The sequence below is a fragment of the Micromonospora sp. NPDC049257 genome (genome assembly GCF_040678915.1).
In the GTDB taxonomy this organism is placed as follows: Bacteria; Actinomycetota; Actinomycetes; order Mycobacteriales; family Micromonosporaceae; genus Micromonospora; species Micromonospora antibiotica.
This window is the reverse complement of record NZ_JBFAQU010000012.1, coordinates 41,371-55,648: the sequence shown is the minus strand read 5'-3', so window position 1 is coordinate 55,648 and position 14,278 is coordinate 41,371. Positions and strand designations below refer to the sequence as shown.

Below are 14,278 nucleotides of genomic sequence, written 5' to 3'. Positions count from 1 at the left end.
CTTCCTCCGCAGTGGTCTGATGACTTCCGGAGAGTGTCACCACCGGTAGGACGGGGGATCTGCCGAACGACGTATGTCGGCGGGCGACCACCTTTAGTCGCAAACTCGACGCGAGAGGTACCAGAGACGAATCAAGCCCGTAGAACGGTGCGGGGACCTGTGACTAGGCTGCGGACATGGCCAGCGAAGTGGACAGCGCGCCGCTCGTCGGCCGTGCCGACCAGCTGGCGACGCTGCGCGCCGCGCTCCACGACGACATCGGCCCCGGGCAGACCGCCGCCGTCTTCGTCACCGGGGAGAGCGGGGTGGGTAAGACCCGGCTCCTGACCGAGGCTGCGGCACGGCTGCGGGACGCGGGAGCGGTGGTGCTCACCGGCTCCTGCCTGGACATCGGCGACGCCTCCCCGCTGCATCCGGTGCTCCAGGCGTTGCGCCGCTTCGACGCCGACCTCACCGCCGCGCAGGCCCGCACCTCCTCGGCGGTACGCGGACTGCTGCGGACCTTCGCCGAGGACAGCAGCGGCGCGGACAGCGCCGGGGCGCTGCTGGAACGGGTCTCCCGGGGGTTGAGTCTGATCGCCGAGGGCCGGCCGCTGGTGCTCGTCCTCGACGACCTCCAGTGGGTGGACCGGACCACCCGGCAACTGCTGCTCTACCTGCTCGCCGGCCTGGGTGACCTGCAACTGTCGGTGCTGGCGGCGGTGCGGGCCGAGTCGTTGCAGGGGGCCCATCCACTGCGCCGGGTGCTCACCGAGCTACGCCGGCTGCGGTCGGTGCGGGTGCTCGACCTGGCCCCGCTCGACCGGGCCGACACCGACCGGTTGGCGGGCGAGATCGTCGGTACACCCCTCGCCCCGGAAGCCGCCGACCAGGTCTGGCAGCGCAGCGGCGGCAACCCGTTCGTGGTCGAGGAGTTGGCCCGTGACCTGCGTGACGGCCGCGACGGGCTGTCCGACACGCTGCGGGAGATCTTCCTGTCCCGGGTGGACGTGCTGCCCCGGCAGGCGCACGCGGCGGTGCACGCGGTGGCCGCCGGGGTCGAGCCGGTCGAGCACTGGCTGCTGGCCGAGGTGCTCGGGCTGCCCGAGCCGGAACTGATCGAGGCGTTGCGGGAGGCGGTGGCCCACCGGCTGCTCGTCGGCGCGGACGACGGCTACCGGCTGCGGCACCGGCTGGTCGCCGAGGTGCTCGCCCACGAACTGCTCCCGGCGGAGCGCGCCGGCCTGCACCGCCGCTACGCGGAGGCGCTGACCCAGGCCCCGGCGGAGCTGCACCAGGCCCGGCTGGCCCATCACTGGCGGCTGGCCGGCGAGCCCGCCCGGGCCCTGCCGGCGGCGATGGCCGCCGCCCGGGAGGCGCAACGGCTGCACGGTTTCGCCGAGGCGCACCGGCACTGGTCGGCGGCGTTGCAGCTGGCCGCGACCCCGACCAGCGGGCCGGGGGGCGTACCGCCCGAGGTCGACCGGGCGGTGCTGCTCGAACACGCCGCCGAGACCGCCCACCAGAGCGGCGAGCACGCCCGGGCGTTGTCCCTGCTGGCCGAGCTGGCCGGGGGTGAACCGCTCGATCCGTCCTGCGGGGTGCGCATCCGGCGGGCCCGCTACCTGGCCGCCGCCGGCCGGTCCGCGCCCGCCGAGGCGGAGTACCGGGGGGTGTTGGAGTCCGTCGCCTGCACCGCGGGGGAACGGGCCGCCGCCGCCGCCCAACTGGCCCATCTGCTGGTGCTCCAGGGCCGCTACGCCGACGCCGGTCAGCGCGCCCGGGAGGCCCTGGAGTTGGCCGCGACGGTCGACGGGAGCACCAACTCGGTGGTGCTGGCCAGCGCGGCGCTCGGCTTCAGCGAGGCGTTCCTGGAGGACCCGGACTCGGGCCTGGCCGTGGTCCGCCGGGCCCTGGAGACCGCCGAACGTTCCGGTGGCCCGGAGGACGTGGCCTGCGCGTACCTGCACCTGGCGGAGTTGCTGACCGGGCCGCTGAACATCCTGGAGGAGGGGGTGGTGGTGGCCCGCCGGGGTGCCGAGCGGGTCGCCGAGCTGGGCCTGGGCCGCACCTACGAGACCCGGTTGCTGGCCATCGCCACCAACGGGCTGTTCCGGGTCGGCCAGTGGGCGGAGGCGGAGAAGGTCGTCGCTGCGGCGCTGCGGCACCGCCCGTCCGGGGCCGACGCGGTGGAGCTGCTGCTGGCCCGCTGCCGGCTCTCCGTCGGGTACGGCGACGTCGAGGCGTCCGACCGGGACCTGGAGGCGGTGGCGACGATGCTCGCCGGTGGCGGTGCGCCCCGGCACGTCCTGCCGATGCTGATCCTGCGGGCCGGGCTGGCGATGTGGCAGGGCCGGCACGACGTGGCCCGGCAGGCCGTGCAGCGGGGAATGACCGAGAGCCGCTCCGACGACGTGGTGCTGCTGGGCACGCTGGCCTGGCACGGGCTGCGCGCGGAGGCGGAGGCGCACGCGAGTCGTACCGTGGCGGTGGACCCGACGGCGGTGCGGCGGCTGCGCGACGCGGTCGACCGGGTGACGGCCAAGAGCGCGACGGCGGCCGGGCCGGTACGGGTCGTCGCCGACGGTTTCCTGGCGCTGTGCACGGCCGAGCTGACCCGGCTCGACGGCCGGGGTGACCCGGACGCCTGGGCCCGTTCGGCAGCCGAGTGGGACAAGCGTAACCACCCCTACCCGGCTGCCTACTCGCGGTTGCGCCAGGCTGAGGCGTTGCTGGCCCGGCGTGGTCGCAGCAGCGCCGCCGGCACGTTGTTGCGACAGGCCCACGAGATGGCGTTGAGCCTGGGGGCGGTGCCGTTGACCAGCGAGATCAGGACGCTGGCCGGCCGGGCGCGGGTGGAGCTGACCGACCGTGCCCAACCCACCGGGGTCGACCGCAGGCAGGGCCGTCCCCGGTCGACCGGGGTGGGGCACCGCCGGCCCGCGGGGTCGGGGTCGGGGTCGGTAACCGTCGTAGCCGGGCCGGTCGTCGACGAGCTGACCACGCTGACCGCCCGGGAACGCGAGGTGCTCGCCGCGGTGGCCGAAGGTCTGACGAACAAGGAGATCGGTCAGCGGCTGTTCATCAGCGAGCGGACCATCGGGGTGCACGTGTCGCACATCTTCGACAAGCTCCAGGTGCGCACCCGGGTCCAGGCCAGCGCCATCCACCTGCGTAACCGGGGCGAGTGAGCGTACGTACGGCGCGGTCGAATACGTCGTTCTACTGATCCCGCGCCCGGTCGACGCTGCCAGGCTGTCCCTCGTCAACGACGGCACGGCGCTGCCCCGACCACTGTGGAGGAGACATGACGGAACCGGTCTGGGGCCCCGTCCACGTGGACATCGTCGATCTGCTCGCCGACCATCCGGAGGACGTCCCGGCGGTGGTCGACCACCTCACCAAACTTCAGGACCTGCTGGTCCGGCTACCGCCGTTGGAGGGCAGCTGCCCGCTGGCCGACTTCAACCGGCTCTACCTGACCATCACCAGCCGGGTGCTGGAGGGGCTCTACGACGACTACTTCGCGGACCCGGTGTTCCTGTCCCGGCTGGACGTGGAGTTCGCCGCCCGCTACTTCGACGCGATGCGGCTGTGGACCGAGTCGAGCCCGACCACCCCGCGCGCCTGGTCGTGCCTGTTCAAGCGGATGAAGGGCCCGGACGCCCGGCCGTTGCCGTCGGCGGCGGCGGGGGTGAACGCGCACATCAACTTCGACCTGCCGTTCGCCCTGGTGACCACGTTCGACCACCTGGAGTCCGAGCCGGTGGACGGCACCGAACAGCACCGCGACTATCTCAAGATCAACGATATCTTCGCCGACAAGATCCCGTCGCTGCGGCGGGGCTACCTGGAGCGGTGGCAACTGCTGCTCGACATGCTCAACGGCGACATCGACGACTGGTACCAGGGCGAACTGGTCGAGTACACCCGGGACGTGGCCTGGCGCAACGCGCAGAAGATCTGGCGCTGCCGGCACGACCCGCAGGCCCGAGACGGCGAGCGCGCGCGGCTGGACGACAACGCCGCGGCGCTCGGCCGGCTGCTGCTCTCACCGCTGGGGGCGTTCCTGCAGTAGCAGCCGGGACGGGGGGTCCCCGCGCGCCGGGAAACCGGCGCGCGGGGACGCGTCCGTTCGACCAGGATGGCCGGGTGAGCCCGATCGAACAACCGCTGCCCGGCAACGTCACCACCGGTGTGGTCCGCATCGGCGACACCGTCCGCCGGCCGGTCGGCCCGTGGACCGACGCCGTCGACGCCCTGCTGACCCACCTGCACGACGTCGGTTTCGACGGTGCGCCCCGCCCGCTGGGCCGCGACGACCAGGGCCGCCAGGTGCTGGAGTACGTGCCGGGGGAGCTGGGTCACCCCTCGGGTCTCTACCGCACGGCGGAACTGGCCTCGATCGGCCGGCTGCTGGCCGACCTGCACCGCGCGGTCGCCGACTTCACGCCCCCCGGGCCGGCCCGCTGGCAGGTGCCGATCCGACCCGACGGCGCGGACCTGCTCTGCCACCACGACGCGGCACCGTGGAACCTGGTCCGCGCCCCACGCGGCTGGGTGCTGATCGACTGGGACGGTGCTGGCCCCGGCACCCGCCGCTGGGAGTTGGCGTACGCCGCCCAGGCGATGGCCGGGATGCGCCCCGACCGGCCGGTCGCGGAGTCGGCCCACCGGCTGCGCACCCTCGTCGACGGGTACGACCTACCGGCGGCGGAGCGTCCCGCGCTCGCCGCGACCCTCGCCCCCCGGGCCCGGGCGATGTACGACCTGCTGTGCGCCGGGGCCCGCGACGGCGTGCAGCCGTGGGTCCGGATCCACGCCGAGGACGGCCCCTACTGGCGCTCCGTCGCCGACCACCTGGGCACCCACGTCGAGGACTGGACCCGCGCCCTGGAATGACCCGGCGGGCGGCATCCGGGGCGGCCGTCTCGCACGGTGCGCGGGCGGCCCTCGGGCGGCCCCACCGGTTCGGCCCGTTCGGGTGTCGGGCCACGCGCGCGGGGTACCCGTCGGTCATGCCCGTACAACGGTTCGCCTTCCGGTTCGACCCCGGGTTCCGGGTTCCGCTGGCGCTGCTCGGCATCCGTCCGCAGACCTGCGCCGTGCTGCTCGACGACGAGGAACTGGTGATCCGGTTCGGCCGCTGGCAGCTGCGGACCGGGCGGGGGAACGTGGTCGACGTGCAGCGCAGTGGGCCGTACCGCTGGTGGCGGGCGGTCGGGCCGCACCTGTCCCTGGCCGACCGGGGGGTGACCTTCGGTACCGGCACCACGGCCGGGGTGTGCCTGCGCTTCGGCACACCGGTGTCGGGGCTGGCCCCCGGCCGGTGGCTGCGCCATCCGGCGGCCACGGTCACGGTGACCGACCCGGCGGCCCTGTTGGCGGCCCTGCGCCGCGTGCCGGCCGGCCATCCCCGCCGCACCTGACTACCCGCCCGGTGGCCGCGCCCGGCTCCCGACCGGCCATCCACCCGGTCCGGCCGGCGGGTCCCGGCCCGACCGTCCCGCCCTGACCGCCCTGACCCGGCCCGGCCCTGCCCTCCCCAGCGTTTTGCCCGTTCTGCCCGGTCTGACGGCCCCGGCCCGCCCGGCCCGCCCGGTCTGCCGGGCCGGCCCCGCCCGGGGTAGCGTCGCCGGGCCGGTCCGCCCGGCTTCCCCTGTTCTGGCCGGTGGGGGCCGGTTCAGCGCCTACCGTCGGGTCAGGGCCTACGAGGGCGGTCGGGGGATGGCGGACGGGCGGGACGGGGCGCGGGAGCGGCGGACCCGGGAACGGCGGGGGAGCACGCCGCCGCCGGGGCATGGGCGGGCGCTGCGCGAGGCACGGGCCGCCGGGCAGGGCGAACGCACCCGGCCGGGACCGGTGGGGCTCCCGGAGTGCGTGGACAGCCATGCCCGGCCGGCGCAGCCCGGTGGCGCGTTGCGCCGGTGGCTGTTCGCGTACCGGGTGCAGCCGGTCGGCCCGGAGACCGAGGAGGGTAGCCAACGCCGGCACCCCTGGTGGCAGGTGATGTGCCTGACCGGGGTCGACTACTTCTCCACCCTGTCCTACCTGCCGGGCATCGCGGCGCTCGCCGCCGGGGCGCTCTCCCCGCTGGCCACCCTGCTGATCGTGGCGCTCACCCTGCTCGGGATGCTGCCGATGTACCGGCGGGTGGCCCGGGAGAGCCCACACGGGCAGGGGTCGGTGGCGATGCTGGAGCGGCTGCTGCCGTTCTGGCGGGGCAAACTGTTCGTGCTGGTGCTGCTCGGCTTCGTCGCCACCTCCTGGATCATCACGATCACGCTCTCCGCCGCCGACGCGACGGTGCACCTGTTGGAGAACCCGTACCTGCCGTCGTCGGCACCGCACGGTGACGGGGTGGCCGTGCTGGTGACGGTGGCGCTGCTGCTCGTCCTCGGTGGGGTCTTCCTGCTCGGGTTCAGCGAGGCGGTGCTGGTGGCCGTACCGTTGGTGGTGGTCTTTCTCGGTCTCAACGCGGTGGTGGTGGCCGTCGGTCTGGCCGAGATCGCCGCCGATCCGGGCACCGTGCGGGACTGGACGGCGGCCCTGACCGCCGGGGGTTCCGGGGTGGGGGATCTGCTCGGCCCGGCGGTGCTGGCCTTCCCGCTGCTGGTCCTGGGCCTGTCCGGCTTCGAGACCGGGGTGAGCATGATGCCCCTGGTACGCGGGGCCGGCGCGGACCGCGAGCAGCGGTTGGCCGCCCGGATCCGCAACACCCGCCGGCTGCTCACCGCCGCCGCGCTGATCATGTCGGGGTACCTGCTGACCACCACCTTCGTCACCACCGTGCTGATCCCGCCCCGGGAGTTCCAGCCGGGTGGCGCGGCGAACGGCCGGGCGCTGGCCTGGCTGGCCCACGCCCGCCTCGGCGAGGGGTTCGGCACCGTCTACGACATCAGCAGCGTGTTGATCCTCTGGTTCGCCGGGGCGTCGGCGATGGCCGGCCTGATCAACATCGTGCCGCGCTACCTGCCGTCGTACGGGATGGCACCGGAGTGGGGTCGGGCGGTCCGGCCGGTGGTGCTGGTCTACACCCTGATCAGCATCGTCATCACCGTCGCCTTCCGGGCCGACGTCAACGCCCAGGCCGGCGCGTACGCCACCGGCATCCTGGCGATGATGGTCTCCGGGGCGGTGGCGGTGACCATCGCGACCCTGCGGGCCCGGCACCGGTTCGCCGCGTCCGGCTTCGCCGTGCTGACCGCGGTGCTGCTCTACGCGCTGGTCGAGAACGTCATCGAGAAGCCGGACGGGATCGCCATCTCCGGGTTGTTCATCGCCGGCATCGTCGTGGTCTCGCTGGTCTCCCGGATCACCCGCACCACCGAGCTACGGGCCGAGCGGATCGACTTCGACGGGCCGGCCCGGCGGTTCGTCGCCGAGTCACTGGCCCACGACGGTCGACTGCACCTGATCGCCAACAAGCGGGACACCGGCGCGCTCAAGGAGTACCGGGTCAAGGAGCGGGTCCAGCGGGGCATGAACCCGGTGCCGGGCGCCTCCGACGTGCTCTTCCTGGAGATCGACGTGGTGGACCCGTCGGAGTTCAGCCGGGTGCTGCGGGTGCACGGGGTCGAGGTGGGCGGTTTCCGGGTGCTGCGGGCCAGCAGCCCGGCGGTGCCGAACGCGATCGCCGCGATCCTGCTGGCGTTGCGCGACGGTACCGGCGTCCGACCACACGCCCACTTCGAGTGGTCCGAGGGCAACCCGCTCGCCCACCTGCTGCGTTACCTGATCCTCGGTCGGGGCGACACCCCACCCGTGGTCCGCGAGATCATCCGCAAGAGTGAACCCGACCCTTCCCGCCGCCCCGGCATCCACGTGGGCGGCTGACCCACCCCCTCCCGCCGCCCCTCTTCCCCCTCCCCCTCCCCCTCCCCCCTCCCTCCCTCCCTCCCTCCCGTGATCAAGAGCTTTGCGTCAGGTGATCAAGAGGTATACGTCAGAAAACCCTGTCGGCGTGACGTAAACCTCTTGATCACCGGCCTGGGGTGGCCTGGGGCGCTTGGGGCGGCTTGGGGTGGGCGGAGGTGGGGGCGGGAGGTGGGGGTAGTGGGGTAGGCTCCTAGGATGGTTTAGGGGGTGGGTGGGGGGTTTCAGGGCGGGGTGGGTGGGGGTGATCTGGAGCGGACATGATGCGGCCCGCGCCCCGAGGGGTGGGCGCGGGCCGGGGTGCGACGGTTTACTTCGACGGCTCGGGGAGCTTGCAGTCGATCTTCGGGTTGGCGCCGATGTAGTTGAGCGGCCCGGCCACGATGGTCACCAGGATGGTGCCGGCCTCGGCACAGTTGGTGTCATCGTTTCCGTAATAGCCTCGCTGACCAGCGGCGATGGCGCCGATGACCAGCCAGATGACGACGATGACTCCGAGGATCGACGAACCGCGCATGGGGGTGCCTCCCGGCTTGTGTTGTGTTCGAGGTGACGCCCATGTACCCACCGGCCGGGACCGGATAAACGGTATTCCGGAACGGTCAGCGCGATGATGCTGGATTCTCCGGCGATCGACCCGACGCGACGGTGGTCGGTGACCCCCACCCAGCCGGCTGAAGGTCGACCCGGCACCGGGGACGCCCGTGCGGCTGGGCACATGTGGAAGTCCACGGGTTTCGGCGCGGTGCCGCGTCTGGTGCGGTCGCGCGACCGCAGGAGCCGGGGTTCAGGCCGAATCGCGGGGTTCCGGCCGAAAACGCGACAGGGCCGGTAGGTGCGCATGACGCCCGCCCACCGGCCCTGTCGGGTGAGCTGGATCAGTCCCGGGTGTCGCCACCGGTCGGCGTGGGCAGCACCCGCTCGGCCTCGGCACCCGCACCGGCCAGCACCTTCGCCTGCTGCGGCCAGGTGGCCAGGCTCGCGGTGGCGCGCAGTCCGGCGGCGCGGATCGTCTCCCGCAGGCCCGTCTCGTCGAGCGCGGCGAGCTGCTGGTAGGTGTGGATGCCGGCGGACTGGAGCGCGGCGGCCATCTTCGGGCCGACACCCTGGATGCGACGGAAGTCGTCCGCCGACCCGCCCTGGGTGGGGGAGGCGTCCGACAGCGGGGCGGCTGCCGGGACCGGAGTGTCCTCTGCGGCGGGGGCGGTGTCCTCGACGGAGGTGCGCTGCGCCGGAACCGCCGGCGCGACGGCCACGGGGGCGGTGTCCACGTCGTCCGCGCCCGACAGGTCCGGGTCCGGCACGCTCGCCGGCATCGTCGACTCCCCGTCCGCCACGGTGGAGACCTGCGTGGCCGGCTCAGCGGCGACCGGCTCGATGGCCGGCTCAGCGGCGACCGATTCGATGGCCGGCTCGGCCACGGCCGGTTCGGCGGCCGGTTCGGCGGCGGCCGGCTCGATGGCCGGTTCGGCGGGCTGCGTGGTCTCGGCGCTCGGAGCCGCGAGCGGGTCGGCCCCGGTCTCCGTGCTGCTCGCGGCCGGGCCGTCCGGGTCGACCGTGGTCGGCTGCGGCAGCGCGGTCGCCGTACCCGGGGTGTCGGGGGTGTCCTCGACGGTCGCCCGGGGCGCGGGGACCGGCGCGACGGTCTCGTCGGCGTCGGTGCTCGCGGGCTTCTCGTCCGAGACGGTACGACCGGTCAGGTCGGCGGTGGTCGACTCGTCGTCGATGTCGGCCAACGGGGCGGACCGCTCGGCGGCGATCGTGGTGGGCGTGCCGTCGACGGCGGTGATGGCGTGCTCGTCGACGGTCGAGTCGGCGGTCGAGGTCGTCAAGGCGGTCGAGTCGGCGGTCAGGGTGGTCGAGTCGGTGGCCGGGGCGGCGTGGTCGGTGTCCGGCGCGGTGTGCGGGGTGGGCTGGTCCACGACGGCGGCGGGGGCCGGGGAGGTGTCGACCGTGGCGATCGGGCGCGGTGTGTCGATCGTGGCGGCGGCGGCCTTCTCCTCGGCGGAGAGCCCGACGACCGGGTCACCCTCCACGATGGGCGAGGTGGCGGCCGGCTTCTGCCGTCCCCACAGCGCCCAGCCTCCGACCAGGCCCACCAGCAGGGCCAGGATCACGATCAGCCATTGCCCGAAAGTCGACGGCACGGCTACCTCCCTATTGCGTATGTCGTTGAAGTCGCGAGGAAAACGCGAAGACCCGCCGCAGCTTTGCACACGCGAATGTCGGACGACAGGGAGGACCGCCCCTCGTTGCGCAGGTGAAATGACCGGTGTCGGGCGGTGGCGACGTCACGACACGGTGTCGCCGTCGCCGTACCCACCGGTGGTGGTGACCGGGCCCGGTGGTGGCCCGAGGCGGTGTCCGCGCTGCTCAGCGCAGGGCCTCCGGGCTGGGGGCGTCGGAGACGTCCCAGCTGTAGAAGCAGCCGGCCGGCGCGTCCCGGGGGGAGCGCCAGGTCGGCAGGTACGCCGAGGTGTGCGCCGACAACCGCTCGTTGGTCCGTTGGTAGAGCGGGTGGTTGTACGCGGTGACCAGGGTGTCCAGGTCGACCTCGGTGGTCTCCATCAGGTGTACGCACAGGTCGTGCAGGCGGTAGAGGGAGCGGTGGCGCAGCCCGGTGAGTCCGGGCAGTTCGGTGGCATCGGATTCGGCGAAGATCTGGGCGACCCGCCCCTCCGCGCCGGGAATGATCCTGCTGACGATCACCAGACGGCTCATCGGACCCCTCTCGCCGGTGGTGCGCCCCGATCGGTCCAGGGCTCTCGGTGGATCCACCCTGGCGCAGGAGGTGTCACCTGGTCGTCACACCGTTCGTCCGGATCGTGACGGCGGGCCGCCGGGGTGCGGCGGGTGGCCTGCCGGATGGGGGCGAGGGTCTCGTCGACCAGGGCGCACATCGTGGGGGAGGGTTCCAGGCGCAGTTCCCGCATGAGCAGGTCCCGGTAGACGTAGAAGGCGTGTACCGCCTCGAACGCGTTGCCCTCGGCGAGGTGGATGCGTACCACCAGGCGGTGTGGTGTCTCGCGCAGCGGCTCGGCGGCCATCGCCGCCAGGGCGGCCTGCAACGCCTCGCCGTGCCGGCCGGCGTCGAGGTGGTCGACGGCGAGCTGTTCCAGCATGTGCAGGCGGAGTTGGCGCAGTCGTTCCCGGTCCAGCAGCACCCAGTCGTCGTACCAGCCGGGGAGCAGGTCACGGCTGCCGGCGGCGAGCGCGACGGCGGTGGTGCGCGGGTCGTCCCCGTCGCGGACCCGGGCCGCGGTGGCGACGAGGTCGTCCACGTCGAGGCGGACCGTCGGGTCGAGGCGGACGGTGTCTCCGCTGATCAGTAGCGGGCAGCAGGGGTCCTGGCGCAGCCGCCACAGTGCGGTGCGCAGCGACGACAACGCCCGTTCCTCGGGCACCTCGGGCCAGAGCAGGCCGGCGAGGTTGCTGCGGGTGGCGCCGGGGCGCAGGCCGATCACGGCGATCACCCGTTGCAGCCCTCGGGGGACCACCACCGGGTGGTCGCCGTGCAGCAGCCGGAAGCCGCCGAGCAGGTGCAGGCGTACCGGTGGGTCGGCCGGGACGTCACTGGTCGGCGTGCTGGCATGACCGGTCACGGCGCACCCCCTGCACGCAAGCCTGGGTCCAGATCGTCCGGTGTCCCGACGCGGTCGGTCGTGACGCGGTGGCCGGGTCGCTTCGCTGTGCTGCCGGACCCGCCGTTCCCACCGGACCGGCCGGCACGAACACTACCAATGTGATTACTCTCAGTCAACAATAGTGTAGGTATCGTGACTGGGCGATATTGCCTCTGAACTGCGAACCTCCATCACAATGGACAGCTCTCGCATAGCCGATACACAGCCTGCGTCAACGCAACGTCACCACTTTGTGGGGGTGTCGCGGGTCGGCGGGTGACGCCCGGGTGACGGGCCCGGCCGGAAGGTGACGGCTACCGGGGTGAGCCGCCCGGTGGAGGAGGACCCGAGATGACCGTCACCCATGGCACGGCACTCACCAGTGAGATCACCGAGATCCTGGTGACCCGGTGCGGCCTCGACGCCGCCGCCGCCGCCCGCGCGCCCGCCGCCAGCCTGGAGGAACTGGGCATGGACTCGCTGGCCCTGCTGGAGCTGTCCGCCGTGGTCGCCGACCGCTGGCGGGTACGCATCCCCGAGCAGGCCGGGCAGCTCAGCATCGGCGGTGTGGCCGACCTGGTGGCCGCCGCCGGGCCGGCCGGGCACACCGAGAACAGCATCCTCATCGCCGCCCCGCTGCCGCTGGTCTGGGAGATCACCAACGACGTGGCGCGCTGGACGGACCTGTTCACCGAGTACGCCGTGGTGGAGATCCTGCACCGCGACGGGGACACGGTGCGGTTCCGGCTCACCATGCACCCCGACGAGAACGGCGTCGCGTGGAGCTGGGTCAGCGAGCGCACCACCGATCCGGCGACCTGGCAGGTGCGGGCCCGCCGGGTGGAGACCGGTCCGTTCGAGTACATGCGGATCCACTGGTACTACGACACGGAGCCTGCGGGCACCCGGATGACCTGGGTGCAGGACTTCGCGATGAAGCCGACCGCCCCGGTGGACGACGCGGCGATGACCGAGCGGATCAACACCAACAGCCGGGTGCAACTGGCCGTGATCAAGGAACGGATCGAGCGGGCGTACGCGGGAGGCGGCGATGAGTGAGGTCACCACCGGACTGGTCGCCGCCCGGGACGTGCCGGCCGACCGGCGGCGCGGCGGGGAACTGCGGGTGCTGCTCGGCCCGCGTACCGTCGGCAGCACCTCCGGGTTCATGGGGGTGGTGACGGTGGACCCCGGTGACCGGGTGGCCGAGCACTACCACCCGTACAGCGAGGAGTTCCTCTATCTCGTGCGCGGCGCGATCATCGTCGACCTGGACGACGTGCCGGTGCCGTTGGCCGCCGGGGAGGCGCTGTTCGTGCCGCGCAACGTGCGGCACCGGCTGCGTAACACCGGCGACGTCGCCGCCGAGGTGGTCTTCCACCTCGGTCCGCTCGCCCCCCGCCCGGAACTCGGCCATGTCGACACCGAGCTGGTCGAGCAGCGGGGCCCGTCGTGACCGGCCGCCGCGTGGTGGTGACCGGTGTCGGGGTGGTCGCCCCGGGCGGCGTCACCCGGGACCGGTTCTGGAAGACCCTCACCGAGGGGCGCACGGCCACCCGGCGGATCAGTTTCTTCGACCCGTCGCCGTACCGGTCGCAGATCGCCGCCGAGTGCGACTTCGACCCGGACGCCGCCGGGCTCACCCCGGCGCAGCGGCAACGCTCCGACCGGTACGTGCAGTTCGCGCTGGCCTGCGCGGCGGAGGCGCTGGCCGACAGCGGGCTCGACCTGGCCGACGCCGAGCGGGACGTCGCCGGGGTGGTGTTGGGCACCGCCGTCGGCGGCACCACCGCCCTGGAGCAGGAGTACGTCCGGGTCAGCGACTCGGGTCGGCACTGGCTGGTCGACCACGCCCTCGGTGGGCCGTACCTCTATCAGGCGCTGGTGCCGAGCAGCCTCGCCGCCGACGTGGCCTGCCGGCACGGGCTGCACGGCCCGGCGCAGGTGGTCTCCACCGGCTGCACCTCCGGCATCGACGCCATCGGGTATGCCCACCAGCTCGTCGTCGACGGGGAGGCGGACATCGTGCTGGCCGGTGCCGCCGACTCGCCGATCTCCCCGGTCACCGTCGCCTCGTTCGACGCGATCCGAGCGACCAGCCCGGACAACGACGACCCGGGGCACGCCAGCCGACCCTTTGACGCCCACCGGCAGGGTTTCGTGCTGGCCGAGGGGGCCGCGGTGCTGGTGCTGGAGGAGTGGGAGCATGCCCGGCGGCGCGGCGCGCACATCTACTGCGAGGTCGCCGGTTACGGCAGCCGCAGTAACGGTTTCCACATGACCGGGTTGCGACCTGACGGGGTGGAGATGGGGTTGGCCATCGCGGCGGCACTGCGGCAGGCCCGCCTCGACCCGTCGGCGGTCTCCTACGTCAGCGCGCACGGGTCCGGGACCCGGCAGAACGACAGGCACGAGACGGCGGCGTTCAAGCGGGCCCTCGGCCCGACGGCGTACCGGGTGCCGGTCAGCTCGATCAAGTCGATGGTCGGGCACTCGCTGGGCGCGATCGGCGCCATCGAGATGGCCGCCTGCGCCCTGGCCATCGAGTACGGCGTGGTGCCGCCGACGGCCAACTGGACCACCCGGGACCCGGAGTGCGACCTGGACTACGTGCCGAACGTGGCCCGGGAGACCCCGGTCGACGTGGCGTTGTCGGTGGGCAGCGGGTTCGGTGGCTTCCAGTCCGCGATGCTCTTCCGTCGGCTGGCGGTGACGCGGTGACGCGCTCCGCTGCTGGGGTGACCGCTGCCGGTTCCGGCCCGCCCCGGGCGACCGCCCCCGGTGACCCGGACGGGGACCGG

General features: G+C 73.3%; 12 protein-coding genes. 8 read left to right on the top strand and 4 right to left on the bottom strand.

The window, feature by feature from the left end:
- Positions 1-176 precede the first annotated feature (176 nt).
- The 5 genes from AB0K25_RS18880 (at position 177) to AB0K25_RS18860 (ending at position 7,815) form a co-directional block, all read left to right on the top strand.
- On the top strand, positions 177-3,170 hold the full coding sequence (locus AB0K25_RS18880; RefSeq protein WP_357536759.1) for an AAA family ATPase: 2,994 nt from the start codon (positions 177-179) through the stop codon (positions 3,168-3,170).
- 116 nt (positions 3,171-3,286) lie between these two features.
- Positions 3,287-4,057 (top strand): DUF5995 family protein, encoded by a 771-nt coding sequence (locus AB0K25_RS18875; RefSeq protein ID WP_357536757.1) that lies wholly within the window; start codon positions 3,287-3,289, stop codon positions 4,055-4,057.
- 74 nt (positions 4,058-4,131) lie between these two features.
- Positions 4,132-4,881, top strand: coding sequence for a phosphotransferase (locus tag AB0K25_RS18870; RefSeq protein ID WP_357536755.1), 750 nt, complete (start codon positions 4,132-4,134; stop codon positions 4,879-4,881).
- A 116-nt stretch (positions 4,882-4,997) separates the two neighbouring features.
- Positions 4,998-5,408 carry a hypothetical protein gene (locus AB0K25_RS18865; protein WP_219462437.1) on the top strand — a complete coding sequence of 137 codons (411 nt, stop codon included), beginning with the start codon at positions 4,998-5,000 and terminating at the stop codon, positions 5,406-5,408.
- Positions 5,409-5,706: 298 nt separating this feature from the next.
- Positions 5,707-7,815, top strand: coding sequence for an amino acid transporter (locus tag AB0K25_RS18860; RefSeq protein ID WP_255597596.1), 2,109 nt, complete (start codon positions 5,707-5,709; stop codon positions 7,813-7,815).
- Positions 7,816-8,164: 349 nt separating this feature from the next.
- Here AB0K25_RS18860 and AB0K25_RS18855 read toward each other — a convergent pair whose 3' ends face one another.
- The 4 genes from AB0K25_RS18855 to AB0K25_RS18840 form a co-directional block, all read right to left on the bottom strand.
- Positions 8,165-8,371, bottom strand: a complete 207-nt coding sequence (locus AB0K25_RS18855; protein WP_145919792.1) for a hypothetical protein — start codon at positions 8,369-8,371, stop codon at positions 8,165-8,167.
- 361 nt (positions 8,372-8,732) lie between these two features.
- Positions 8,733-9,428: a helix-hairpin-helix domain-containing protein gene (locus AB0K25_RS18850; protein WP_363821533.1), complete on the bottom strand. Its 696-nt coding sequence runs from the start codon at positions 9,426-9,428 to the stop codon at positions 8,733-8,735.
- Between the two features lie 799 nt (positions 9,429-10,227).
- Positions 10,228-10,575, bottom strand: a complete 348-nt coding sequence (locus AB0K25_RS18845; protein WP_208566516.1) for a TcmI family type II polyketide cyclase — start codon at positions 10,573-10,575, stop codon at positions 10,228-10,230.
- On the bottom strand, positions 10,572-11,456 hold the full coding sequence (locus AB0K25_RS18840; protein WP_219462436.1) for a BTAD domain-containing putative transcriptional regulator: 885 nt from the start codon (positions 11,454-11,456) through the stop codon (positions 10,572-10,574). Before AB0K25_RS18840 ends, AB0K25_RS18845 begins: the two co-directional genes overlap by 4 nt.
- Positions 11,457-11,828: 372 nt before the next feature.
- Between AB0K25_RS18840 and AB0K25_RS18835 the strand changes: the two genes are divergently transcribed.
- The 3 genes from AB0K25_RS18835 to AB0K25_RS18825 are packed head-to-tail and all read left to right on the top strand — an operon-like array spanning position 11,829 to position 14,198.
- Positions 11,829-12,536 (top strand): SRPBCC family protein, encoded by a 708-nt coding sequence (locus tag AB0K25_RS18835; protein ID WP_208566514.1) that lies wholly within the window; start codon positions 11,829-11,831, stop codon positions 12,534-12,536.
- Positions 12,529-12,933 (top strand): cupin domain-containing protein, encoded by a 405-nt coding sequence (locus AB0K25_RS18830; protein ID WP_363821391.1) that lies wholly within the window; start codon positions 12,529-12,531, stop codon positions 12,931-12,933. Before AB0K25_RS18835 ends, AB0K25_RS18830 begins: the two co-directional genes overlap by 8 nt.
- On the top strand, positions 12,930-14,198 hold the full coding sequence (locus tag AB0K25_RS18825; protein WP_363821388.1) for a beta-ketoacyl-[acyl-carrier-protein] synthase family protein: 1,269 nt from the start codon (positions 12,930-12,932) through the stop codon (positions 14,196-14,198). Before AB0K25_RS18830 ends, AB0K25_RS18825 begins: the two co-directional genes overlap by 4 nt.
- Positions 14,199-14,278 lie beyond the last annotated feature (80 nt).